At 60.3% G+C, this 23,247-nt stretch carries 18 protein-coding genes and 3 tRNA genes; 4 read left to right on the top strand and 17 right to left on the bottom strand.

Going from position 1 to position 23,247, the window contains the following annotated elements:
• Nucleotides 1–177 precede the first annotated feature (177 nt).
• Nucleotides 178–1,449 carry a DNA polymerase IV gene (dinB, locus tag AACP62_RS01615; protein WP_339345890.1) on the top strand — a complete coding sequence of 424 codons (1,272 nt, stop codon included), beginning with the start codon at nucleotides 178–180 and terminating at the stop codon, nucleotides 1,447–1,449.
• On the opposite strand, the gene dapC is transcribed toward dinB, so the two are convergent.
• The 5 genes from dapC to AACP62_RS01590 all read right to left on the bottom strand — a co-directional run bounded on the left by dapC (nucleotide 1,446) and on the right by AACP62_RS01590 (nucleotide 7,435).
• Nucleotides 1,446–2,576, bottom strand: coding sequence for a succinyldiaminopimelate transaminase (gene dapC / locus AACP62_RS01610; protein WP_339345888.1), 1,131 nt, complete (start codon nucleotides 2,574–2,576; stop codon nucleotides 1,446–1,448). The genes dinB and dapC overlap by 4 nt on opposite strands.
• A gap of 70 nt (nucleotides 2,577–2,646) precedes the next feature.
• Nucleotides 2,647–2,964, bottom strand: coding sequence for a ferredoxin (fdxA, locus tag AACP62_RS01605; RefSeq protein ID WP_015022367.1), 318 nt, complete (start codon nucleotides 2,962–2,964; stop codon nucleotides 2,647–2,649).
• Between the two features lie 57 nt (nucleotides 2,965–3,021).
• A complete protein-coding gene (locus AACP62_RS01600; RefSeq protein WP_339345886.1) occupies nucleotides 3,022–4,545 on the bottom strand; it encodes an amino acid permease in 1,524 nt (507 codons plus the stop codon).
• Between the two features lie 263 nt (nucleotides 4,546–4,808).
• Entirely contained in the window at nucleotides 4,809–6,251 is a 1,443-nt protein-coding gene (gene uxaC, locus AACP62_RS01595; RefSeq protein WP_339345884.1) for a glucuronate isomerase, read from the bottom strand.
• Between the two features lie 152 nt (nucleotides 6,252–6,403).
• Complete coding sequence (locus AACP62_RS01590; RefSeq protein WP_339345882.1) at nucleotides 6,404–7,435, bottom strand: LacI family DNA-binding transcriptional regulator; 1,032 nt, start codon at nucleotides 7,433–7,435, stop codon at nucleotides 6,404–6,406.
• 248 nt (nucleotides 7,436–7,683) lie between these two features.
• Here AACP62_RS01590 and AACP62_RS01585 point away from each other — a divergent pair, with 248 nt between their 5' ends.
• Both AACP62_RS01585 and AACP62_RS01580 read left to right on the top strand, forming a co-directional pair.
• Complete coding sequence (locus tag AACP62_RS01585; protein WP_339345880.1) at nucleotides 7,684–9,327, top strand: mannitol dehydrogenase family protein; 1,644 nt, start codon at nucleotides 7,684–7,686, stop codon at nucleotides 9,325–9,327.
• Between the two features lie 80 nt (nucleotides 9,328–9,407).
• Complete coding sequence (locus tag AACP62_RS01580; protein WP_339345878.1) at nucleotides 9,408–10,535, top strand: mannonate dehydratase; 1,128 nt, start codon at nucleotides 9,408–9,410, stop codon at nucleotides 10,533–10,535.
• 331 nt (nucleotides 10,536–10,866) lie between these two features.
• On the opposite strand, the gene AACP62_RS01575 is transcribed toward AACP62_RS01580, so the two are convergent.
• A complete protein-coding gene (locus AACP62_RS01575; protein ID WP_339345876.1) occupies nucleotides 10,867–12,312 on the bottom strand; it encodes a tagaturonate reductase in 1,446 nt (481 codons plus the stop codon).
• A 300-nt stretch (nucleotides 12,313–12,612) separates the two neighbouring features.
• Entirely contained in the window at nucleotides 12,613–13,845 is a 1,233-nt protein-coding gene (locus AACP62_RS01570) for an FAD-binding protein (RefSeq protein ID WP_339345874.1), read from the bottom strand.
• 361 nt (nucleotides 13,846–14,206) lie between these two features.
• On the opposite strand from AACP62_RS01570, the gene AACP62_RS01565 reads away from it, so the two are divergent.
• A complete protein-coding gene (locus tag AACP62_RS01565; RefSeq protein WP_339345871.1) occupies nucleotides 14,207–15,538 on the top strand; it encodes an O-acetylhomoserine aminocarboxypropyltransferase/cysteine synthase family protein in 1,332 nt (443 codons plus the stop codon).
• Nucleotides 15,539–15,672: 134 nt separating this feature from the next.
• On the opposite strand, the gene rpmG is transcribed toward AACP62_RS01565, so the two are convergent.
• The 10 genes from rpmG to AACP62_RS01515 form a co-directional block, all read right to left on the bottom strand.
• Nucleotides 15,673–15,840, bottom strand: coding sequence for a 50S ribosomal protein L33 (gene rpmG / locus AACP62_RS01560; protein ID WP_015022386.1), 168 nt, complete (start codon nucleotides 15,838–15,840; stop codon nucleotides 15,673–15,675).
• Between the two features lie 46 nt (nucleotides 15,841–15,886).
• Nucleotides 15,887–15,960 (bottom strand) — tRNA-Met (locus tag AACP62_RS01555).
• 4 nt (nucleotides 15,961–15,964) lie between these two features.
• A tRNA-Thr gene (locus AACP62_RS01550) sits at nucleotides 15,965–16,036 on the bottom strand.
• Nucleotide 16,037: 1 nt separating this feature from the next.
• Nucleotides 16,038–16,119, bottom strand: a tRNA-Tyr gene (locus AACP62_RS01545).
• A 117-nt stretch (nucleotides 16,120–16,236) separates the two neighbouring features.
• Entirely contained in the window at nucleotides 16,237–17,232 is a 996-nt protein-coding gene (gene nrdF, locus AACP62_RS01540; RefSeq protein WP_029678084.1) for a class 1b ribonucleoside-diphosphate reductase subunit beta, read from the bottom strand.
• A gap of 170 nt (nucleotides 17,233–17,402) precedes the next feature.
• Nucleotides 17,403–19,598 carry a class 1b ribonucleoside-diphosphate reductase subunit alpha gene (gene nrdE / locus AACP62_RS01535; protein ID WP_029678085.1) on the bottom strand — a complete coding sequence of 732 codons (2,196 nt, stop codon included), beginning with the start codon at nucleotides 19,596–19,598 and terminating at the stop codon, nucleotides 17,403–17,405.
• 51 nt (nucleotides 19,599–19,649) lie between these two features.
• Nucleotides 19,650–20,147 (bottom strand): class Ib ribonucleoside-diphosphate reductase assembly flavoprotein NrdI, encoded by a 498-nt coding sequence (nrdI, locus tag AACP62_RS01530; protein WP_015022389.1) that lies wholly within the window; start codon nucleotides 20,145–20,147, stop codon nucleotides 19,650–19,652.
• A gap of 175 nt (nucleotides 20,148–20,322) precedes the next feature.
• Complete coding sequence (gene nrdF / locus AACP62_RS01525) at nucleotides 20,323–21,318, bottom strand: class 1b ribonucleoside-diphosphate reductase subunit beta (protein WP_045925134.1); 996 nt, start codon at nucleotides 21,316–21,318, stop codon at nucleotides 20,323–20,325.
• Between the two features lie 65 nt (nucleotides 21,319–21,383).
• On the bottom strand, nucleotides 21,384–21,872 hold the full coding sequence (gene nrdI / locus AACP62_RS01520) for a class Ib ribonucleoside-diphosphate reductase assembly flavoprotein NrdI (RefSeq protein ID WP_198182960.1): 489 nt from the start codon (nucleotides 21,870–21,872) through the stop codon (nucleotides 21,384–21,386).
• 178 nt (nucleotides 21,873–22,050) lie between these two features.
• The gene (locus AACP62_RS01515; RefSeq protein ID WP_198182962.1) at nucleotides 22,051–23,151 is read right to left on the bottom strand and encodes a histidinol-phosphate transaminase; all 1,101 of its coding nucleotides are present in this window, start codon (nucleotides 23,149–23,151) and stop codon (nucleotides 22,051–22,053) included.
• Nucleotides 23,152–23,247: the final 96 nt, after the last annotated feature.

Genomic DNA, 23,247 nt, shown 5'->3' with positions numbered 1-23,247 from the left:
CAATAGAATACCATGATTGACCGACCTGACTCGCCGGGGCGACGGGAAGCGGCAAGGCGGAGCACAGAACCGTTTACTTTTATGGACAAAAACCACAAAAATGAATCTTTTACGAGAGTTTACGTTTGAGAATAATTTATCGCATGTTCCTCCGGGGCCTCCTTATATCATGGAGCCATGAGTACCGCACCAAGGCTTGCAGCCGCCAAGAAGGACTGGGGACATGACGAGACCGGCTGCACGGTGCTGCACATTGACATGGATGCCTTCTACGCCTCCTGCGAAGTCGCCCGACACCCACAATTGCAAGGCCGACCGGTCATCATAGGCACAGGACGGCGTTCGGTGGTCTCCGCCGCCAGCTACGAGGCCAGGTCCTTCGGCATCAACTCGGCGATGCCCCTGGCACGCGCCAGACGACTGTGCCCTCAAGGGGTCTTCCTCCCGGTTGACATGGCCTATTACCGGGGCATCTCACGACGGATATTTGATACGGTTTTCTCACGAATCACCGATCAGATCGAACAGGTCTCTGTGGACGAATGCTACATGGACGTGTCCGGGGCGCTCATGCGCTGGGGTATGCCCACGGCCATCGCCCGGTGGATCCGATCCAGCGTGGCAGGTCAGTTCCACGTGACCTGTTCAGTGGGAATCGCCACCAACAAGTTGGTGGCCAAGATGGCCTCAACCAATGCCAAGCCCGACGGCATGCTGCTGATCCCCAAGGCCCGGCAGGCCGAGTTCGTCCAGCTGATGCCCCTGCGCGGCATTCCCGGCATCGGCCCTGCCTTGGAGAAGCGGCTCAACGCCTGGGCCATCAAGGATGTAGCCGACCTGGCCACCATGAGCGAGCGCGATCTGACTCGGGCCACAGGCTCGAGCCTTACAGCCAGGAAGCTGGCACAGGCCTCCCATGGACTGGACGACGATCCGGTCCAGCCGCGGGCGCCAGAGAAGTCCCTGGGCGCGGAACGCACCTTTCTGCACGACACCACCAGCATGAAGCAGGTCTGCGACCTCCTGCGCGTCTGCAGCAACGAGGTGGCCACGGGACTGCGATCGCACGACCTGATCGCCCGGACCATCACTGTCAAACTGCGCTTCGATGATCTGCGCTATATGACCAAGGCCCACACCCTGGAAACACCGGTCAACTCAGCCAACCGCATCTATCCGCAAGCGGTCGGCCTGCTCAAGGCCATGCTGGGGCTGCCCGATGGTGTGCCCATGGACACACCCCTTCCCAGGCTGATCCGTCTGGCCGGTGTCAGCGCATCCGGTCTGAGCCGGGTGGAGGACACCCCCATCCAGCCGTCCCTGGACGACATCATCCACGAGAGCAAACGTCGCACGGGCAGCGAGGCCCAACGCCTGGATCAGGCAGAGGCCACCATGGACTCCATCAGAAGCCGCTACGGCAAGGGCTCAGTCAGCATGGGCCTCTAAGCGACGCTTCGCAGACGTCCCAGCGCCAGCTCCAGCTGCTCGTCGGCGATGGTTGACGAGAACCGCAGATAGTGGCCATCCCCATAGAACTCACCGGGACTGGCCAGAATACCCAGACGGGACAGGTCAGCCATATCGGCCCAACAGTCTCCTGAGCGGGCTTGTGTCCAGATATAGAGACCTCCCTGAGGCATGACGGCATCATATCCGCAAGAGCTGAGAGCTTCAGCCAGGGCATGCAGGCGACGGGCGTAGACCTCGCGCTGGGCCATCACAGCCTCGCCGTCCTCCAGAGCGGCCCTCATGGCCCGCTGCACCGGACCCGGCACAATCAGTCCCACCTGCTTGCGGTAGGCTGTCATGGCCTTCACCAGATGAGCATCGCCAGCCACGAAAGCCGCCCTATACCCAGCCATGTTGGACTGCTTGCTCATCGAGTACAGACAGAGTATCCCACTGGCATCGCCGCCACAGACTTGAGACTCCAGGATGCAGGGCGCGGCTTGGGTGGGCCCTGACCAATCCAGCATGGCATAGCACTCGTCGCTCATGACCGTCGCCCCTATCGAACGGGCCGCCCGCACGATCTTAGCAAGCCCAGCTTGGTCGATGATCCGCCCACTGGGGTTGCCTGGCGAATTGATCCATATTGCACGCACACCGGGCAGATTCACCCAAGAATCTATATCTGTCGGATCATCCACGGTCGTGACCTGTGCTCCGGCCAGCTGGGTTCCGATGGCATAGGTGGGATAGGATACCTTCGGCTGCACCACCCGGTCCCCTGGTCCCAGATGCAGAAGGGAGGCCATGAGCGCCACCGCCTCCTTGGACCCGACCGTGGGCACCAGGTCCGCGTCCACGGCATCCAGATCGACCCCCCGATAGCGAAGGAACCAGTCGACCGCAGCCTGCCTCAGGGGACCATCACCGGCAGTTTTTGGATAACCTCGTGCCTGGCCATCATCCGAAGCCGCCGCCAAGGCATCCCTGACAGACCTGGGTACAGGATCCACCGGCGAACCCACCGACAGGTCGACCAGACCGCTGGGGCACTGCTCAGCACGCCGCCGGTAAGAGTCAATCCTTGACCAGTCGTAGGGGGATTCGAAAGAGTGGAAGCCCATGGCCCGCCTTTCTCTTATAAATAAGCCGCGGTGGGATGGCTCCCATCCGCGGCTCGTCAGCCTTAATCGACTACTTGTTGGGTGGCAGGGCTGCCACACCCTCCGGATCGTGATCGTAGGGGCCGACCGCAGCAGCGCCGCCTGCATCCCCCACCTGGGCGAAGAAATCAGTCGCCGCGTCCTTGTACCAGGTCCACTCCTCGGGCAGGTCGTCCTCGTAGAAGATGGCCTCCACCGGGCAGACCGGCTCGCAGGCGCCGCAGTCCACGCACTCGTTGGGGTTGATGTAGAGCGAACGGACGCCCTCGTAGATGCAGTCCACCGGGCATTCGTCCACGCAGGCCTTGTCCTTGACGTCCACGCAAGGCTGAGCGATGACGTAGGTCATGGGTTACCTCCTGAGTATGCGAGTATTCACTCTACACTGCAGCGCCGACGCTCCAGGTCAGTCCAGACCGGCCTGGGTGGCCTCGGATATCTTCCCGCTGAGCTGATGCCGACCGAGCAGGGAGTGCCGGTAGGAATAGCAGAAGTAGATGGCCAGGCCTGCTGCCAACCAGACCACGAATCGAATCCAGGTCAGCACGGTCAGATTGAGCATGAGCCAGAGGCAGGCCAGGGCGATCAGAATGGGAACCCAGGGGTTGCCGGGCATCTTGAAGGACCGGGGCAGGTCCGGCCGGCGCTTGCGCATGATGGGCAGGGAGATGGCCACCAACAAAAAGGCCGAGAGCGTGCCGATGTTGACCATGTCGGACAGGACGTCTATGGGGAAGCAGGAGGCCACCACGGCCACCACGATGCCGCCCAGGATCTGGATGCGGGCAGGCGTGCCATGACGGCCGGTGCGGGACAGGGCGCGGGGAAGAAGCCCGTCGCGGCTCATGGCGAAGACAATGCGGGTCAGCCCCAGCAGGAGCACCATGACCACGGTGGTCAGCCCCACCACGATGCCGAAGGAGATGATCTTGGCAGCCCAGGGAGCGCCGACCATCTCGAAGCCGGTGGCCAGGGAGGGGTTCTTGGCCTTGGCCAGGTCCTTGTAGGAGACCATGCCGGTGGTGACGATGGCGACCAGGATGTACAGGGTGATGACGATCAGCATGCCCAGGCCGATTCCACGGGGAATGGTCTTGTGGGGCTCCTTGGCCTCCTCGGAGGTGGTGGCGACGATATCGAAGCCCACGAAGGCGAAGAAGACCAGGGCAGCGCCTGAGAGGATGCCGGGGACACCGTAGATGGTGGGCTGCATGCCTGAGACCCACTGCCAGAGCGGCTGGCCCATGATTCCCGGTACGCTGGCGCCCGGAACGGCCGAAGCCGGCTCGGAAGGCGGGATGAAGGGCCGGTAGTTGTCCAACTTGACGTAGAAGAAACCCACCACGATGACGAAGACCACGATGCCGATTTTGAGGACGGTCAAGGCGCCGTCGAACCGGGCCGAGAGCTTGGTGCCCAGGACCAGCAGGACCGTGAAGAGGGTGACGACCGCCAGCGGGGCCAGGTCCACGTCCAGGCCGCCCACGTGGAAGCTGGAGCTGAACGAGGTTCCCCCCATCAGATGGATGAAGTCATTCAGGTAGACGCCCCAGTACTTGGAGATGACCGAGGCGGCCATGAGCATCTCCAGAATCAGGTCCCAGCCGATAATCCAGGCCACCAGTTCGCCCATGGTGTTGTAGGTGAAAGTGTAGGCCGAGCCTGAAACCGGGATCATGGAAGCGAACTCCGCGTAACACATGACGGCCGCCGCGCAGACGATACCTGCGATGATGAAGGAGATGATGACGGCCGGGCCCGCATGGAAGGCCGCAGCCTGGGCACCCACCGAGAAAATGCCGGCGCCCACGGCCACTGCGACGGCCATGATGGCCAGGTCCCAGGTGGTCAGCGTCCGCTTGAGCGACCTGCCCTCCTCCCCGGTCTCCGCCAGGGTCTGTTCAACCGATTTCTTCCTGAATAATTCCATCCTGCTCCCAATCGTGACTTATTGTGCCGCAAGCTCCTCCGGCCCATCACTATAGGAGATGGGGATACACAAGTCCGGACTTTGCCCATTTCGGGATACTACCCGATGGGGAGCACGACCGGAACCGTCAAATCAAACAGGGATCGAATCCCCCTGATGCAGAGCGCCCAGGCCTTTGCGGCCCTGGCGCCGCATTCTCTCCGAGCCGTCAGAGCTGTCGCACGAAGCGACTTTCTGGCCATGGGCGTCAGCCAACCTGCACATCAGCTCTTAAAAAGGGCCAGGGCGTTCTCATAGGAGACCGCGCGGACCAGAGGGGCAAGATACTCCTCGTCATCAGGAATGACGCCTTGGCTCGCCCAGTCCCCCAGGAGCCCGCAGAGCACCCTGCGGAAGAGCTCGTGCCTGGGGAAGGACAGGAAGCTGCGGGAGTCCGTGGTCATTCCTACCGCATTGCCCAAGAGAGAGGTTTCTGCCAGAACCTCAAGCTGGCGGCGCATCCCGGTGATGGTGTCGTTGAACCACCAGGCGTTGCCCAGTTGAAGCTGGCCCCGATCATCGCCGCCGAAGCAGCCCAGGTCAGTGGCTATGGCCATGTAGTCGTCGGGATTGAGGGAATAGACGATGGTCCTGGGCAGGATGTTCGAGCTTTGCGCCTGGTCAAGAAGGGCCGCAAGGGGGGCGGCCACCGAACCGTCCGCCAGGGCATCGTAACCCGTGTCCGCTCCCAACCGCTGGAAGGCTGTCGAATTGTTGTTGCGACTGGCATGGAGGTGGAGCTGCATGGTCCAGCCCTTATCCTTGTAGATCCGCATGAGCTCAAGGAGGAGGCCTGCACGGTATTGGGCCTGCTCCTGCCTGCCAAGGCCCAGTCCGGCCCTGGCCTTGCTGAAGATGACATCCAGCTGTTCTGCAGTCGCCGGAGCGAACTCCACCACATCGACAGCATGGTCGGAGAGTCTGGAACCATGCTGATGGAAGTAATCCACACGATTGCGCAGAGCTTCGACCAGATCGCTGAAGTCATCGATCGGCTTGCCGCAGACCGACTCCATTGTGCCGATCCACCCGCCATACCCCTTGGCTGTCGGATTCAGGGCCGCATCCGGGCGGAAGGCGGGGACCATCCTAAAAGGCTCCCCCTCCTTGGCGAACCGATCGTGGTACTCCAGACTGTCCTCAGGGGAATCCGTGGTGCAGACCACCTTGAGGTTCATGCGACGCAGAAGCGCTCTTCGCGAGAAGTCCGGGGTGGCCAGCAGCTCGTTGGTCTGATCAAAGATGGACCTGGCGGTCTTGGTGGTCAGGGGTTCGCAGATGCCGAAGTACCTCCGCAGTTCCATGTGGGTCCATAGATAGACCGGGCTGCCCACAGCCTGTTCCATGGTCCGGGCGTAAGCCATGAATTTGTCCCAAGGGTCGCCGTCTCCGGTGATCAGCCGTTCCGGAACACCATTGGCCCTCTCCAGTCGCCACTTATAGTGGTCTCCATAATTGTGCCCATCTGTCAGCCAGGCATCGACGATATTATCGAAGTTGGGGTCCTCATAGATCTCCTTGGCGTGCAGATGGCAGTGATAATCCACCAGTGGAAGATTCTCAGCCACGTCATGGAACAACCCTCGAGACAACCGCGTCCCAAGAAGAAAATCGTCATCCAGGAAAGCCACTACAAACTCCTTAGTCGAAAACAGCAAGTCCGGCATCCGAATTTCCGCGATGCCCAAATCCTCCTGTACAGACCAACGGACAGGTAAGGCAGTCAGACAATCGGAACTCGCACATGCTCTTGATCAGCCTATGTGCACCCGAAAAGGCTCGGCATGATGTTGCCATGACTTGTCGGAAACCTTCCTGATCAGGAACCTGACGCAGCCTTGCCCGTGCTCTGCCTGATGACCAGACGGGCCGGAACCGTCGGGGCTACAGACAGGGAGGCTCCGGAAAGACGCTGCATAAGGAGATCGGCAGCCCCACGTCCAAGGGCCGAAAGGGACATATGAATGGTTGTCAGAGGCGGACTGCTCACCATGGACATGATGTCGTTGTCGAACCCGATGACCGAGACATCACGAGGGCACTGGCAACCAAGCCGTCGTAAGGCCACGATCAGACCGATCGCCATCAGATCGTTGTGGGCAATGACCGCTCCCGTAGGATTTGCCAGATATTTCTCTGCAAAGGAATAGCCCCCGTAAAAGGTGGGAGCGCAAGGCAGCGAGCGCTTGACGCTCATCCCCTTGGCGTCGCACTCATCGAGGATGTGCCGCCACCGTATGCCACTTGACCAGGAGGCCGCCGGCCCGTCCAAATAAGTAAGACTCCGGTAGCCCAATGAGTGCAGGTAGTCGACCGCCTGGCATGCCCCCTTGGACGAGTCGATGCTGATGCTGGAGACGCCCCGAACATCACGGTTGACGCTGACAAGAGGACGCAGCTGGGCGCACTTGCGGATCATGGCATCGGGCATCCTGGGGGAGACCAGAATGATCCCCGAGACCACGGGGGCGACCGCATCGACGATCCTGCGTTCCCGGGTAATGGACTCCCGGGTATCAAGAATCAGGGTTTCGAAAAGGAAACGCTCGCATTCGTCCTGGATATTGCGGATGACCCCGGTGAAAAACTGATTACCCAGGTCGGGCACAATGACCGCCACCAGTCCCCTGCCTTGGGAGTCTGACCTGCTGTCGACCATGTCGCTGTGATAGCCCAGCGAATCAGCGACCTTCTGAACCATCCGAGCGGTCGAAATGCTGACCCGATCCGGGCGTGAAAAGGTGCGCGAGACCGTTGAAGGCGAGACGCCGGCCTGGCGGGCCACATCATATATGGTGATGCGGCGGTTGCCCTTGGAGGAATCGCCGCCCGAATCTGCTTCGGTCTTCATCTAGCCGTATCAGCCTTCCCTCTGCAGCCCCATAGCGCATGGAGCATACGCCAACAAAGCCAAGTACCTCTTAGCGTCCAAGTATAAGTAATTCCACAATGTCCATAGCAGCCGACAGCAGTCTGGTGAGAAACAAACGGCAACTCCGAAGGCAGGCAAGCTCCCACCTGAGTAGGTTCGAAAACAAGTGGGGCAAGTGCGTACGCCTGGTCTCCGCGGAATGGCTCTTTTGATAAAGGAAGACACTGATGCTTCACCTGAGCGACGATATGCATAATCAGACTGCTGCCTGGCAGAAGGCCGGTGTCACCCTGCCAACCTACGACATCGAGGCCATGCGCCAAGCCACCAAGCGCTCGCCTACCTGGGTCCACTTCGGCGCAGGCAACCTCTTCAGGGCAGTTCACGCCCCCATTGCCCAAAAACTTCTGGATTCAGGCGCCACCGATCGAGGCATATCGGTGGTCGAATCCTTCGACCCGGCCATCATCGACCAGGCCTACACCCCCTTCGACGACCGCTATCTTCAGGTCATCCTGAAAGCGGACGGATCCATGAAAACCTCGTTGATCGCCTCAGTTGCGGGCACCTATCCGCTAGGCGAAGACCCGAAGCCCCTGCGTGATCTGAGGCTGGTCTTCCGCAATCCCAGCCTGCAGATGGTCACCACAACCATCACCGAGAAAGGCTACGCCCTGGTCGACTCCCAAGGCCGGCCGCTGCCATGGATCGCTCCGGAATTCGAGGGCGGACCCGACAAGGCCAAGAGCGCCATCGCAGTCATCACGGCCCTCCTGCTGGAGCGCTACCGGGCCGGTGCCCTTCCCCTGGCCCTGGTCAGCACCGACAACTTCTCACGAAACGGGGAGCGGTTCGGTCAGGTCGTCAGGCGGATGGCCGACGAGTGGATAGGAAGGGGCCTGGCCGAAAAAGGCTTCGGCGACTACCTCAAGGACAAGAACAAGATCACCTTCCCATTGACCATGATCGACAGAATCACGCCCAACCCAGACGCGGAAGTGGGTCGCCGATTCAAGGCTCTGGGCATCGCCGATGCGGAACCCTTCCGTACCAGGGTCGGAACCGTCATGGCCCCCTATGCCAACACCGAGGAGACCTGGTATTGGGTGGTTGAGGACGACTTCCCTGCAGGCCGCCCGCCTCTGGAGAAGGCAGGGGTCTACATGGCCGACCAGGATACGGTCAACGCCGCCGACCAGATGAAGGTCACCACCTGCCTGAACCCCCTGCACACGGCCCTGGCCGTCTTCGGGATGCTCCTAGGGTATCCGACCATGTCGAAAACCATCGCCGACCCGGACCTCAAGGCCTTGGTCACCCGCCTGGGGTATGTGGAAGGACTGCCTGTGGTCGAGGACCCGGGCATCTTCTCCCCCAAGGAGTTCCTCCGCCAAGTCATCGAGATCAGGGTTCCCAATCCCGGCCTGCCCGATACACCGGCACGCATCTGCGCCGACACCTCCCAGAAGATTCCGGTCAGATACGGAATCACCATCAGCAAGTACATCCGAGCCAAGGACCTTGACACAGCCGATCTGGAAGCCATCCCGCTGATCATCGCCGCCTGGCTGCGGCTGCTGATCGGTTCGGACGGCAATGGAACCGACGATGCCGGGCGGCCGGTCGAGCTGAGCCCGGACCCGCGCCTGGAGGAACTTCAAAGGATTCTGGTCGACATCCCACTCAATGGGTCAGCCAGGAAGGAGACTGTGGCGACGACGATCAAGTCCATCCTGGCCGATACCTCCATCTTCGGAACCGATCTGAACGCCACCCCGCTGGCCGACAAAATCGAGACCTTCCTGACCGCCATGTGCCAGGGCAATGGGGCTGTAGCGAGCACCCTTCACAAGGCTGCAAGCGCCTGGTGACATCGGTATCTACCGACTCGACAAGGCAGGCAACAACCGGGTCCGCCCGATTCGAATATCGAATATAAGGAGAGAGCATTATGCACATGGGATTCCGCTGGTACGGCCAGGGCAACGACACCATCAGCCTGGATGATATTCGTCAGATTCCGGGGGTGGAGACCATTGTCTGGTCCCTACATCATAAACAGGCCGGCGAGGTTTGGCAGCCGGATGAAATCGAAGAGGCCATGGCGACAATCACCGAGCTGTCTGCCAGGGATCGGGCGGCAGGCGTAACCAAGACCTTCAACGCCGATGTGGTTGAGTCTGTCAACGTCCACGAATCCATCAAGACCGGTTCGACGGTCCTCGGGATCAGCCGTGACCAGGCCATTGACGCCTACATGGAGACCGTAGCCAACCTGGGCAAGGCCGGGGTCAAAGTCGTCACCTACAATTTCATGCCGGTCTTCGACTGGCTGCGCACGGAGATGTTCCACCCCTGCCCAGACGGGTCCACCGCCCTCTACTACAACCAGCACCAGGTGGACCGGCTCAGCCCACAGGGCATCATCGACGAAACCCTGAAGGGGGCCGGGTCCCTGACTGTGCCCGGCTGGGAACCCGAACGGCTTGCCCATCTGCCTGAACTGATGGAGGCCTATCAGGGAATGGACCACGAGCAGATGTACGCCAACTACAAGTACTTCCTGGATGCCGTGATCCCCACCTGCGAGCGCTACGGGGTCAAGCTGGCCGTCCACCCCGACGACCCTGCCTTCGACCTGTTCGGTTGGCCGCGCGTGGTCTCCAGCAAGGAGGGGATCCAACGAGCGCTTGATCTGAATCCCAGCCCCTGCAACGGACTGTGCCTGTGTCTGGGATCCTTCTCATCCAGACGGGGCAACGACGCCGTGGATGCAGTCAATACCTTCATGGACAGGATCTACTTCAGCCACGTGCGCAACATCCGTTTCACCGACGAGCAGGGCTCATTCTACGAGGTAGGTCACCGCGCAAGCGAGGGCAACGTGGACACCGTCGGCATCATGAAGGCCTACGCCGAGGCCGATTACCAGGGCTACATCCGCCCCGACCACGGACGGCATTTATGGAGCGAGAACACGGAAGCCGGCAGACCACGGCCAGGCTACGGCCTCTATGACCGCGCCATGGGCATCCAGTATCTGCTTGGAGTCTGGGACGCTTACCGCTACAACCGTTGATGAAGCAAAATCAAGTATGGTCCCCTTGTCATGCTCTTTGGCAAGGGAGCCTTTATTTCTCATTGCCGCCAATTTCGTAGCTCATTGCCTGTCTCATTCCTCAAGACAAACCTAGCCTGAGGGCGAAGCAGAAGGAATCCCAAACAATAAGGAAGTGCCTGATGCCGGTCCGGGTCAATCGCAAACCCGACCTGGCATCAGACACTTATTCGATGTTCCCGCCGGGACCACGCCCTGTGGGAAGTTTCTTTCAACCTTGGAAAGCCGACATATTGTAAACGCGAGAATCAAATTGCCTTGAAGCAACTGGCCCTTCATTTGCTCTGTTGGCTCATGCCAATCGGTCAATCAGGGGCTGGACGCCTCGGTCGGCCAAATCGCCAAGGTTCTTCTGGACAGCCTCAGCCAGCCCTGCAATCCTGGTCAGGTCACGGCCCCAAATGGCAGCATCAGCAAGAATCCGATCGACAAAATCATCCTGACCGGCAGCCACGCGAAAGGCATCGACGACCTTGGGATCATCCCGAATCTTTACAGCATCACCGGCCTTGCCGCCATAAATCCACAAGAGGCAGGACAGCGCCAGGACGATCCGCTCCGGAAGCCCACATCCCTGCTCTACGTTGGCCGTAACCAGCGGGAGGAGGCGGGAGCCGAATTTGGAGACCGAGTTCAGCCCTATGGAATCCAAGGAATGCTGGATAAAGGGGTTGTCGAACCGCTCGCGAACCGCAGCAGCGAAGTTCTCCAGCTCCTCCTTGGGCAGGGTCTGGACGGGAATGATCTCTTCCTCCATCTCGCGGGTGATGAAAGAGCGCATGGTCTTATCGCCCATGACCTGTCCTACAGTCCTGAATCCGGCCAGCCGAGCCACCTGGGCCATGGTGGTATGAGGGCCGTTGAGCAGATAAACCTTGCGCTCACTGTAGGGCTGTACAGCATCGCAGGTCACCAGGTTGATTCCTGCCTTCCGCGCGGGAAGCAGCTCTTGAACCTTGCGCTGGGCGGTCTGGTCTCCGGCTACGACCCAGAGCAGAAAGGGTTCGGCCTTGACCATGTTCTGGTCCTCGTAGCCCAGCATCTCCCAAAGCTCCTGGGCATCTTCGCGCGGGTAGCCGGGGACTATCCGATCCACGAGCGTGGATACGAAAGTGTTCTCCCGATCGAGCCATTCGATGAAGTCCTTACCCCATCCGAACCGTTCAGCGACATTTATCAGAGCCCGATGCAAGGCCGGACCGTTGTCAGCGATGAGCTCACAGGGCATAATCAGGTAGCCTGGCATGGACCTGTCGAACCTCCGCTTGAGCAGATCAGCCAACTTCGCCGGATATCCCGCTGGTGGCTGATCCGTGACCTTATCCCCATCGTTGATGGCAATGCCTGCTTCGGTGGTATTGGAGATGATGATCTGCGTGTCGGGATCATCGGCAAGAGCCAGAAACCCCTCCCAGTCCTGGTAGGGGTTGACTGTCTTGCCGATGGAGTCAATCAACTCATGGCTGCGGACCGGCTGTCCATCCTTGAGACCTTCCAAAACGACTGTATAGAGCCCTTCCTGGTCCTCCAAGGCTTGGACTCTGCCATTTGCACGGGGCTGGACCACTGCTATGTTTCCCCCAAACACGCCCTTGTTGTTGAGCTGCTGCACTATCCACTCAACAAATCCTCTGAGGAAATTTCCCTCACCGAACTGTATGATCCTGATGGGCCGTCGAGCTGCCTTTGAACTGGTCAATCCCAGATGCATGGCCACTGCTTCCTGCAGTCTTTCCACAGTGCCTCCTCTCCGTCCTTTTGCCTGGCGCCCGCTGACCGCCATGTCCTGGGAAACCGCATAGCTTTCCTTCCATAACCAGGGCTGATGGATCCGACAGGCCTGTCTCAACCAGCGACAAAGCGGGTGAAAGTCCGATTCGATCATTGCAGTTTTCAAGCTATGCGATAGGGGAATGGCAGAGGAATATGTTGCCGGCTGTTGCTTGTCCTGGCATTGCTGATGGGCATCTGTCAAAAACAGACCCTCAGATCTTCGGATCGATCTGAGGGTCGGAAGAAGAGGATCCTGAAGATGGGGCTACCAGGCCAAGTCGATGCCCGGAGTAACGGGCTCGGGAATCAGGCGGATGCCGAAGGTGGAATCGACGCCTTTCTGTATGGCACGGGCCAGGGCCACCATGTCGTCTGAGCCGGCGCCTCCCCGGTTGGTCAAGGCCAGCGTGTGCACGTCGGACAGGGCGGCAGCCGACCCCTGCTCCAAGGCGAATCCCTTGTGGAAACCTGAATGATCAATCAGCCAAGCTGCAGAGGTCTTGACCAATGCCGAACCCTCGACAGGGTAACGAGGGGCATCCGCCGGCAGGGCATCAGCGACCTCACGAGTGATGATCGGATTGGTGAAGAAACTCCCGCAGCTGTGGCGGTCAAGCAACACCCGCTCGCCCCTGGGGCCGTGAAGGTCATCCTGGACCGACTCCAGAGCCACTTCCAGGTCGGAGGTTCGACGGCATGATTCCATCCAATCGGTCAGGTACCGGTAGGGATCCTCCAACATCCCCTTGCCTGCTCTGACGGTCAGAACCGCCTGTCGAATCCGCTCAAGGGGAAGCGTTGCTCCTGGCTCCACGCCCAGTGCCTTGGCCAGCTGGACCGAACCCACCCGAGCTTCTGATCCGTGTCGCAGGACCAAGGTAACCGAAAGCACCACGTAGCGCGGCGTTGGGAAGAACCGTGCGTCGGGCACAGCCGGCGCCTGGTACATGGTCTGCTTGAGCAGGGAGGTCCTGTATCCGAAATCCAAATCCGAGGCGTGCAAATAAGCGGTGACTTTGTCCTGGCGATCCCAGACCTCAACCGAGTCGACCAGGCGTCCGACCTCCTGGCCGTAGGCGCCGATGTTCTGGACTACCGAAGCCCCGACAGTACCTGGGATGCCGGATAGACCCTCCACCCCGATCAGGTGCATGCGCACGCAGTAGGAGACGAGGTCATCCCAGTTGGTCCCAGCCGTGGCATTGATGTGAACGACAGGAAGGCCACCCTCAGGCGGAGCCACCTCGTCAGGCACGCTGATGTCCTGGCGGGTATCACGCACAACCACGCCCGGGAAATCCTGGTCAGAGGCAAGCAGGTTGGACCCCCCACCGATCAGGCAGAGAGGCAGCCCCTTGGAATCCGCGCCCTCCACAGCCTCGATCATATCCACACGGCTTCGGGGCTGAACGAAGGCGGCCATGCTCCCGCCCACACCTATGGTGGTGATATCGGCAAATGTCGGAGTTGAGATGTTGGCGGTGACTGCTTCTGACATGTATTTCACTGTATCATCGCAGGTGACAGAGTTGATATAGACCCTTCTTGCCTACCAGCCATCTGATCTGCTGTCCTGATCTGCCTTCTCGACCCACTGGCTCGATACAGTGAATTACGGCAGGTACGCCATGTGCCCTTAGCCTGCACACGGCAGACAAAAGCAAAATATAGAGCCGCACATGGGTAGGTGCCCTTGATTTATCCGCGGTCAGCCGATGCTACCGACAAGGACGGCAGAGGCTGAATAACCTCTTATAAGGAACGCCTATAGAGGCGCTGTTGTCTCAGCATCCGAAAACGGGTTTGATAATCCCTGAAGCACGCCAGCGTCTAGGCCACATTCAGAGGAGCGGGCCGTCATGAGCAAAGGATTCGCAACAAAAGCCGTCCATGACGGCTATGACTGTCAAAACCTTGTCGGAGGCGCGGCCAGCGTCCCCATCTATCAGTCGGCCGCCTTTGACATGGTCACTGCCGACCGGGGGGATGCCCTGGCCGCCGGTGAAATTCAAGGATTCTCTTACTCACGCCTGGCAAACCCAACGGTCAAGGTCCTGGAGGACCGCCTGGCCAGCTTGGAGGGGGGCAAGGGGGCCGTAGCCATGGCCTCAGGGATGGCCGCCGTGTCATCAGCCCTCATGTGTGCAGCCGAAGGCGGTGGGAGGCTGATCTCCCCGGTCGACCTCTATGGGACCTCCGTGGATGCCATGAAGACCTTCTTCCCCAACTTCGGTATTGAGACGGATTTCGTGGACGACATCAACGACCTTGATGCAGTGGAATCCCTGATCCAGGACAACACCAGGGCCATCTTCGCCGAGTCCGTGGCCAATCCGTCCACAGCCATCGCCGACATCCCCGGTCTGGCCGACCTGGCCCACCGGCATGGGCTGGCCCTGATCATAGACAATACGGTGCCCACGCCATATCTGCTCAACCCAATCGACTTCGGTGCCGACATCGTCGTCCACTCGACCACCAAGGGAATCAGCGGCCACGGCAACGCCCTGGGCGGGGTCATCGTGGATGCAGGACGGTTCGACTGGGGCAACGGCCGCTTCCCGCAGATGAGCCAGCCCGAACTGATCATCAGCGACGAGCGGCACGGGTCCATGGTCAGCTTTCTGGATGCCTTCGGCAAGATGGCCTTCCTCCACAGGGTCCATACCAAGTACCTGCATACCTTCGGGGCGGTCATGAGCCCCTTCACCGCCTACCTACAGCTGACCGGCCTTGAGACCCTGGCACAGCGAGTCGCCGCCGAGGTGAAGACGGCGGAAGTCCTGGCCCGCCATCTGCTGACCATCCCCCAGGTAGAGCAGGTCAACTATTCGGGTATTCCCGAGGGCCGGCACCAGGGCGATGCGGACCAGCAGGACCGCCTGGCCTCGACCCTGCTGCCCAAGGGTGTCGGCACCATCCTCTCCTTCAAGGTCCAGGGAGGCTATGAGCAGGTCAAGCGCATCGTGGACTCGGTGCGTCTCATGAGCTACATGCCCAACATCGGCGACTGCCGCACCCTGATTGTGGACCCGGCCAGGATCACCCACAGGGAGGTTCCAGGCCCCTACCGCCTCAGCGCAGGCGTGGGCGACGATCTGATTCGAATCTCCGTGGGCCTGGAGAACCCGGGCGACCTGATCGCCGACCTGGATCATGCCTTTGCGGCCGCCTACCGGGACACTCTATGAAGACCGAGCCTCCTATATCGCAAAACCCATAATGCAGGGCAGGCATATAGACAGATTTGCATGAGGAAGCACCCTTGCATAAAAAAGAACCCGGCCAAATGGTCGGGTTCCGATGAAGCCAAAAGACGGGAAACTCAGCGGGTCTCCCGATGCAGAGTATGCTTGCCGCAACGGGGGCAGAACTTCTTGAGCTCCAGACGGTCAGGAGTGTTACGACGGTTCTTGGTCGTAATGTAATTACGCTCCTTGCACACGGTGCACGCCAGCGTAATGCCAGGACGGATATCTGCGGCTTTTGCCATGGTTCACCTCTATAGTCGTTGCACGACCGACGTATGTCGGCCACAGTAGCGAGGAAGAGACTCGAACTCTTGACCTTACGATTATGAGTCGTACGCTCTAGCCAGCTGAGCTACCCCGCCAGAGAGCCTCGGGTGAGAATCGGACTCACGACCTCTTCCTTACCAAGGAAGTGCTCTGCCACTGAGCTACCGAGGCGTGGCGGATAGAGGATTCGAACCTCTGAAGCATTACGCGGCTGATTTACAGTCAGCTCCCTTTGACCGCTTGGGAAATCCGCCATGCCGCACTAGAACCGGAGCTCCGTACGGCAACTTGCCTATAATGACATGTTTTTCCGTTTTCCGCAAGTCCCGCTCCAACGTCGTGTCTTCCGCGTCAGAGCGGGACCGGACAGGTCAGAAATCCCAGTCGTCGTCGTCCGTTTCCACGGCCTTCCCCATGACGTAGGAGGAGCCCGAGCCGGAGAAGAAGTCGTGGTTCTCGTCGGCGTTGGGGCTCAGCGAAGCGATGATGGCCGGATTCACATCGGTGGTGTCCGAGGGGAAGAGGGCCGGATAGCCCAGGTTCATCAGCGCCTTGTTGCCGTTGTAGCGCAGGAACTTGGTGACATCCTCCACCAGGCCCACCCCGGAGTACAGGCTCTCGGTGTATTCCACCTCGTTGTCGTACAGGTCTCCCAGGAGCTCATAGGTGTAATCGCTCATGGCCTGGCGCTCGGAGTCGGAAACCTTGGCCAGCCCCTTTTGGTACTTGTAACCGATGTAGTATCCGTGCACGGCCTCGTCCCGGATGATCAGACGGATCAGGTCGGCCGTGTTGGTCAGCTTGGCATGGCTGGAGAAGTACATGGGCAGGTAGAAGCCCGAGTAGAAGAGGAAGGACTCAAGCAGGGTGGAGGCCACCTTGCGCTTCAGGGGGTTGTCGCCCTCGTAGTAGTCCAGGACGATCTGTGCCTTGCGCTGGAGGAACTCGTTGTGTTCGCTCCACTCAAAGGCGGCGTCGATCTGAGGCGTGGAGGCCAGGGTGGAGAAGATGGAGGAGTAGGACTTGGCGTGGACCGACTCCATGAAGGCGATGTTGGTGTAGACCGCCTCCTCATGGGGGGTCAGCGCATCCGGGATCAGGCTGACGGCGCCCACGGTCCCCTGGATGGTGTCCAGAAGGGTCAGCCCGGTGAAGACCCGCATGGTCAGGGTGTGCTCCTCCTCGCTCATGGCCTGCCAAGAGGGCAGATCATTGCTGACAGGGACCTTCTCGGGCAGCCAAAAGTTGCCGGTCAGACGATCCCAGACCTCCAGGTCCTTCTCGTCCTCCAGACGGTTCCAGTTGATGGCAGAGACCCGGTCGATCAGCTTCAGCGGCTGCCGGGGAATGGAAATGGGTGGGACCATGGTTGATTGCTCCTTGTTGGATAGGTGTTCGACAGTGCGACGCGAATCATGACAGGACCGTCAGTCTACCGCATGGACGGACCGACCTGTGGATGTAGATACCAAAGGGTCGGTGCCGCCCTTGAAGACGGCACCGACCAGTGATTGCATACATCTTAAGGACAGGTGCCTTACAGCATGCAGCTGACGCAGCCCTCGACCTCGGTGCCCTCCAACGCCTGCTGGCGGATCCTGATGTAGTAGAGGGTCTTGATCCCCTTGCGCCAGGCGTAAATCTGAGCCTTATTCAGATCGCGGGTGGTAGCCGTGTCGGGGAAGAAGAGGGTCAGCGAGAGCCCCTGATCCACATGCTGGGTGGCCTCGGCGTAGGTGTCCACGATCTTCTTCCAGCCGATCTCGTAGGCATCCTCGAAGTAGTCCAGGTTGTCGTTGGTCATGTAGGGAGCCGGGTAGTAGACGCGCCCGATCTTGCCCTCCTTGCGGATCTCGATCTTGGATGCGATCGGGTGGATGGAGCTGGTGGAGTGGTTGATGTAGGAGATGGATCCGGTCGGCGGAACAGCCTGGAGGTTCTGGTTGTAGATACCGTCCTTGAGGATGGCCGCCTGAAGCTCCTTCCAGTCCTCAACCGTGGGAATGTGGACCTGGTACTGGTCGAAGAGGTCCTTGATCCGCTGGGTCCTGGGCTCCAGGGAACGGCTGCCCTCGGTGTACTTATCGAAGTAGTTCCCTTGGCCTGCCGGCTTGGCGTAATCGGACTTGGCGAAGGAGGCGAAGGCCTTCCCCCGCTCCACGGCCAGGGCATGGGAGGCCCTGTAGGCGTGGTAGGCCACGGTCATGAAGTACATGTCCGTGAAGTCCAGCCCCTCCTCGGACCCGTAGTGGATGCCCTCGCGGGCCAGGAAGCCATGGAGGTTCATCTGACCCAGACCGATGGCATGGCCCTCGTCGTTACCCCGCTTGATGGAGGGGACGGCCTCGATGTTGGTGTGGTCGGAGACGGAGGTCAGTGCCCGCACCGAGGTTTCGACCGTGTCGGCCAGGCCGCCGTCCATGGCCTTGGCGATGTTGAGGGACCCCAGGTTGCATGAGATGTCACGGCCGATATGCTCATAGTCCAGGTTCTCGGAGTAGGTGCTGGGCTCCTGGACCTGCAGAATCTCCGAGCAGAGGTTGGACATGGTGATCCGGCCGTCGATGGGGTTGGCCTTGTTGACCGTGTCCTCGAAGAGGATGTAGGGGTAGCCGGACTCGAACTGGATCTCGGCCAGGGTCATGAAGAAGTCGCGGGCGTCAATGTACTTCTTGTGGATCCGCTTGTCCTTGACCATCTCCTCGTAGTGCTCGGTGATGGAGATGTCGGCGAAGGGCTTGCCGTAGACCCGCTCCACGTCGTAGGGCGAGAAGAGGGCCATGGGCTCCTTGCGCTTGGCCAGCTCGAAGGTGATGTCGGGGATGACCACGCCCAGGGCCAGGGACTTGATGCGGATCTTCTCGTCCGCATTCTCCCGCTTGGTGTCCAGGAAGCGCATGATGTCGGGGTGGTGGGCCGACAGGTAGACGGCGCCGGCACCCTGGCGGGCACCCAGCTGGTTGGCGTAGGAGAAGGAATCCTCCAGGAGCTTCATGACCGGGACCACGCCGCTGGACTGGTTCTCGATGTGCTTGATGGGTGCACCCATCTCACGCAGGTTGCTGAGCAGCAGGGCCACGCCGCCGCCCCTCTTGGACAGCTGCAGGGCGGCGTTGACGCCACGGGAGATGGACTCCATGTTGTCCTCGATACGCACCAGGAAGCAGGAGACCGGCTCGCCGCGCTGGGCCTTGCCCAGATTCAGGAAGGTTGGGGTGGCGGGCTGGAAGCGTCCGGAGATGATCTCATCCGTGTACTTCATGGCGGCCTGCTCGTCCCCGTCGGCCAGCTCCAGGGCCACGGCCACGCAGCGCTGGGGGAAGTCCTCCAGGTAGCGCTTGCCGTCGAAGGTCTTCAGCGCGTAGGAAGTGTAGAACTTGAAGGCGCCCAGGAAGGTCTCGAACTCGAAGCCGCTCTCGGCCGCATGCTTGTAGATCCTGTCCAGAAACTCCGGGGTGTAGCTCTCGAAGACCTTCCGGTCATAGTACTCGTGGTCCAGAAGGTAGGCGATCCTCTCGGCCGTGGAGGGGAAGGTCATGGTGTTGGGACCCACGTGCCGGTCCATGTACTGGCGCTCGGCCTCATGGTCCTTGTCGAACTGGATCCTGCCGTCCTTGTCATACAGGTTCAGCATGGCGTTCAGGGCATGGTAGTCGTGAGCCGGATCGAAGGTCTCCTCATCCTCGGATGCGGTCCTGTCCAGGGCCAGGGACGTGTCCTCGTTTGCTCCCATCGGGTGTCCTTTCATGAATGTGGCAATGATGATACGTGTAAGAAAATTTGCTCAGGACTCGGGGTGGTTGCGGAAGAAATCCACGACCCCGCGGCGGACCTTCTCCTGGTCCTCCTTGGTGCCCATGAGCTCGAAATAGTAGAGGAAGGGCACATTGCACTTGCGGGAGATGATATCCCCCGCCATGCAGAAGGCCTCCCCGAAGTTGGTGTTGCCCGAGGCGATGACCCCGCGGATACCGGCCCGGTTGGCCGGATCATTCAGGAAGCGCTTGATCTGGGGCATGACCGCCTTCTTGGCTGATCCTCCCCCATAGGTGGGGACGATCAGGATGTAGGGCTGCCGAATGTTGAGCGGCGGGTCCTTGGGCCTCAGAGGGATGCGGAAGACGTCAATCCCCTCGTCATCCAAATGGCAGTTGGCGATGAACCGGGCGGTGTTGCGCGAGGCCGACGAGAAGTAGACCACGGCCCCCAGGCGCTGACCCTGGGCGGCGAACTCGGGAGCGCTGAGCTCCGAATCAGTTCCGGCGGTCTGCTGTTGCTCCATGCTTCCTCCTGATCAGGCCATCCAGAGCCTGTCTTGACGGTGATGTCCGCCCTGAGAACGGACCGATCAGAACCCGCCCAGCGCGAGCCTGAACTACTATATGTGCTATCGATATCGAAAACGGTGAGCATATATAGGGTTTTCTGTGCCCAATATCACACCGGTTCCAACTGGACTAGAAGTCCCAGTCGTCGTCGTCCGTGGACTCGGAGTGCCCCATAACGTAGGAGGAGCCCGAACCCGAGAAGAAATCATGGTTCTCGTTGGCCGAGGGCGACAGGGCCGCCAGGATCTCCGAACTGACATCGGTCTGGTCGGCTGCGAACCGGGCCGGGTAGCCCAGGTTCATCAGCGCCTTGTTGGCATTGTAGCGAACGAAGGCGAAGACATCCTCGACGAAGGGGAAGCCCTCATAGATCTGCCCGGAGTAAACCATCTCCAGATCATAGAGCTTGTCCAGCAGATCGTTGGTGAACTTCTCCAGCATGGCCTGGTCGGCCTGGGTCCTCTCCTCAAGACCCCGCTGATACTTGTAGCCCGAGTAGTAGCCGTGGATGGCCTTGTCGCGCAGGATCAGCCGAATCATGTCAGCCGTGTTCATCAGCTTGGCATGGCTGGAGAAATAGAGGGGCAGGTAGAAGCCCGCATAAAGCATGAGGGAGGAGAGCATGGTGGAGGCCACCTTGCGCTTCAGGGGATCCTCGCTGACATACTCGTGCAGGACTGTGTGGACGCGCTCCTGGAGGACGTCGTTGGCCACAGCCCAGCGGTAGGCCTTGTCGATCTCCTCGCTGGAGCAGAGGGTGGAGAAGACCGAGGAGTAGGAGCGGGCATGGACCGACTGCATGAAGGCGATGTTGGTGTAGATGGCCTGCTCCTGCTCGGTGCGGGCGTGATCGATCTGTACCAGCTCGCCGATGGTGGCCTGGGTGGTGTCCAGCATGGTCAGTCCGGTGAAGACGCGGACCGTGGTCTGGCGCTCGTGATCGGTCAGCGTGTTCCAGGATGGGATGTCGTTGGACAGCGGCACCTTCTCGGGCAACCAGAAGTTGGAGACCAGGCGGTTCCAGACCTCCAGATCCTTCTCGTCGGTGATCTTGTTCCAGTTGACCGGGCGAATCCTGGCCTCAGGGGTGACACGGTATTGGGGCGGGGTGATGGATTGGCGCATCATCTCGTCGTCGGCATAGACGCTGGCCTCTGACTTGGTGCTTTCTTGCGTGTTTTCCTGCTGGCTCATGACAAAACCGCCTTTCGTGAATCAGTCGACTGCTGCTGGAGCTGCACTCCCATACCGGCCAGAATGGCCCTGACCGCTTGAACATCCTCCGAGGTGCCCAGCAGCTCGAAGCGATAGAGCTCAGGGACACCGCACCGGCGGGCTATCAGCGGGCCGGCCGCACAATAGGCGCTGCCGAAGTTTCGGTTGCCCGAGGTGACGACCCCGCGAATCAGCCTGCGGTTGACCGGATTGTTCAGGAAGTGGATGACCTGCTTGGGCACGGCTCCCTTGGCTGACCCACCGCCATAGGTGGGCACCAGCAGAAGGTAGGGCGCATCCATAACGGGCATGGGCTGGCGTCGTTCATACAGGGGGATGCGGATGGGCTCCTTTACGTCCAGCCGCTGAACAAAGCGGTGGGTGTTGTTGGAGACGCTGGAGAAATACACCAGCCTGAAGGCGCCATCGGGAGGATCGTGCCGATCCACATCTGCTGAAGACATAGTGACTGCTGCTCCTTGGTAAACACTATATATTGGATAGACTTGGCCAGCCAACCACAATATATAGGTTTATCCAAGACGACACAAGTTCACAACGGCAAAACCGCCCCCGCTGTGACATTCCATACAAGCGCGAAGACGGCAAGCATTTACATTTACGTTCGCGCCATTGCGACCGTTAGTCAGAGATCTGGTCCTGCGGCAAACCCTGTCGGCGCAGGTCCGCGCAAACCTCCAGGACCCGGTCGTTGGCCTCCCGCTCCCCCACAGTGATGCGGATGCCCTCGCCAGGGAAGGTTCTGACAGACAGACCGGCGTCGCGGAAACGCTGATCAGCCTGTGCGGCGGCCTGGCCCAGAGGCAGCCAGTAGTAGTTGGCCCGAGGTTCGGGGATATTCCACCCCTGCTCCTTCAAACCAGCCAGGATTCTGGCCCGTTCCTGCCTGAGTGCCTGGACCCGTTCGGCTAGGCGATCCTGTGCGTCCAGGCTGGCCATCGCCGCCGTCTGGGCCACATCGGTGACGCCGAAAGGCAGGGCCACCTTGTTCATTCCGGCAATGATCGGCTCGGCAGCCACGGCGTATCCGATCCGTAGACCGGCCAGTCCGTAGGCCTTCGAGAAGGTCCGGGCCACTATCACATTGGGGTGCTCGCGCATGAGCGACAATCCGTCGGCTCGATCAGGGTCGTCGTTGAACTGTATGTAAGCCTCATCAAAGAGCACCGGCAGATCGGCGGGCAGGGCCTGCAACAGCTGTTCGGCCTGGCCGCGGTCGACGTTGGTCGCAGTTGGATTATTGGGATTGTTGACAATGACCAGTCTGGTGTGGTCGTTGACCGCGGCGATCATGGCATCGATGTCATGCCGCCCCTGCTTATCCAGGGGCACGGGCACTCCGGTGGCGCCAGCCATGGTGACGATGATGGGATAGGCCTCGAAACTGCGCCAGGGATAGACCACCTGGTCGCCATGACCGGCCACCAGGTCAACCAGCTGGGTGATGACCTCGGTGGATCCACACCCCAGCTGGATGCATGCGGGATCGACGCCGTGCATCTGGGCCAGCCGCTCTACCAGAAGGGTGCCACGCATGTCGGGATAGCGGTTCAAATGGCCCAGGGCTTGCTGGGAGACGGTCTGAAGCACGCCTGGCAAGGGCGGGTATGGGTTCTCGTTGCTGGAGATCTTGTAACTGGTCAACCCGGGAACAGATGGTGCCGGGCTGCCCTGGCGGTATCCGGGGAGGGAATCAATGCTGGCGCGATGACGATAGTACATGGACACCATGCTAGTGGCCGCCATATGTCCCTGCGGCGTTTGTTCCGCTGCACGGTACTGACGAGACGCAAATGGCCCCTGGTCCTTCTGCGGGAC

It is taken from the genome of Bifidobacterium apis (genome assembly GCF_036986835.1).
Taxonomy (GTDB): Bacteria; Actinomycetota; Actinomycetes; order Actinomycetales; family Bifidobacteriaceae; genus Bombiscardovia; species Bombiscardovia apis_A.
This window is presented reverse-complemented; position numbering and strand designations above follow the sequence as displayed.

Excerpts from the sequence above, each read along its gene's own strand:
- dapC (WP_339345888.1), bottom strand. The coding sequence starts at position 2,576 with ATGGGCTTCCACTCTTTCGAATCCCCCTACGACTGGTCAAGGATTGAC.
- rpmG (WP_015022386.1), bottom strand. The coding sequence starts at position 15,840 with ATGGCAAAAGCCGCAGATATCCGTCCTGGCATTACGCTGGCGTGCACC.
- AACP62_RS01600 (WP_339345886.1), bottom strand. The coding sequence starts at position 4,545 with ATGGAATTATTCAGGAAGAAATCGGTTGAACAGACCCTGGCGGAGACC.
- nrdI (WP_015022389.1), bottom strand. The coding sequence starts at position 20,147 with ATGGAGCAACAGCAGACCGCCGGAACTGATTCGGAGCTCAGCGCTCCC.
- AACP62_RS01515 (WP_198182962.1), bottom strand. The coding sequence starts at position 23,151 with ATGTACTATCGTCATCGCGCCAGCATTGATTCCCTCCCCGGATACCGC.
- AACP62_RS01590 (WP_339345882.1), bottom strand. The coding sequence starts at position 7,435 with ATGAAGACCGAAGCAGATTCGGGCGGCGATTCCTCCAAGGGCAACCGC.
- dinB (WP_339345890.1), top strand. The coding sequence starts at position 178 with ATGAGTACCGCACCAAGGCTTGCAGCCGCCAAGAAGGACTGGGGACAT.
- nrdI (WP_198182960.1), bottom strand. The coding sequence starts at position 21,872 with ATGTCTTCAGCAGATGTGGATCGGCACGATCCTCCCGATGGCGCCTTC.
- nrdF (WP_045925134.1), bottom strand. The coding sequence starts at position 21,318 with ATGCGCCAATCCATCACCCCGCCCCAATACCGTGTCACCCCTGAGGCC.
- fdxA (WP_015022367.1), bottom strand. The coding sequence starts at position 2,964 with ATGACCTACGTCATCGCTCAGCCTTGCGTGGACGTCAAGGACAAGGCC.
- AACP62_RS01580 (WP_339345878.1), top strand. The coding sequence starts at position 9,408 with ATGCACATGGGATTCCGCTGGTACGGCCAGGGCAACGACACCATCAGC.
- nrdE (WP_029678085.1), bottom strand. The coding sequence starts at position 19,598 with ATGGGAGCAAACGAGGACACGTCCCTGGCCCTGGACAGGACCGCATCC.
- AACP62_RS01585 (WP_339345880.1), top strand. The coding sequence starts at position 7,684 with ATGCTTCACCTGAGCGACGATATGCATAATCAGACTGCTGCCTGGCAG.
- AACP62_RS01570 (WP_339345874.1), bottom strand. The coding sequence starts at position 13,845 with ATGTCAGAAGCAGTCACCGCCAACATCTCAACTCCGACATTTGCCGAT.
- AACP62_RS01565 (WP_339345871.1), top strand. The coding sequence starts at position 14,207 with ATGAGCAAAGGATTCGCAACAAAAGCCGTCCATGACGGCTATGACTGT.
- uxaC (WP_339345884.1), bottom strand. The coding sequence starts at position 6,251 with ATGCCGGACTTGCTGTTTTCGACTAAGGAGTTTGTAGTGGCTTTCCTG.
- nrdF (WP_029678084.1), bottom strand. The coding sequence starts at position 17,232 with ATGGTCCCACCCATTTCCATTCCCCGGCAGCCGCTGAAGCTGATCGAC.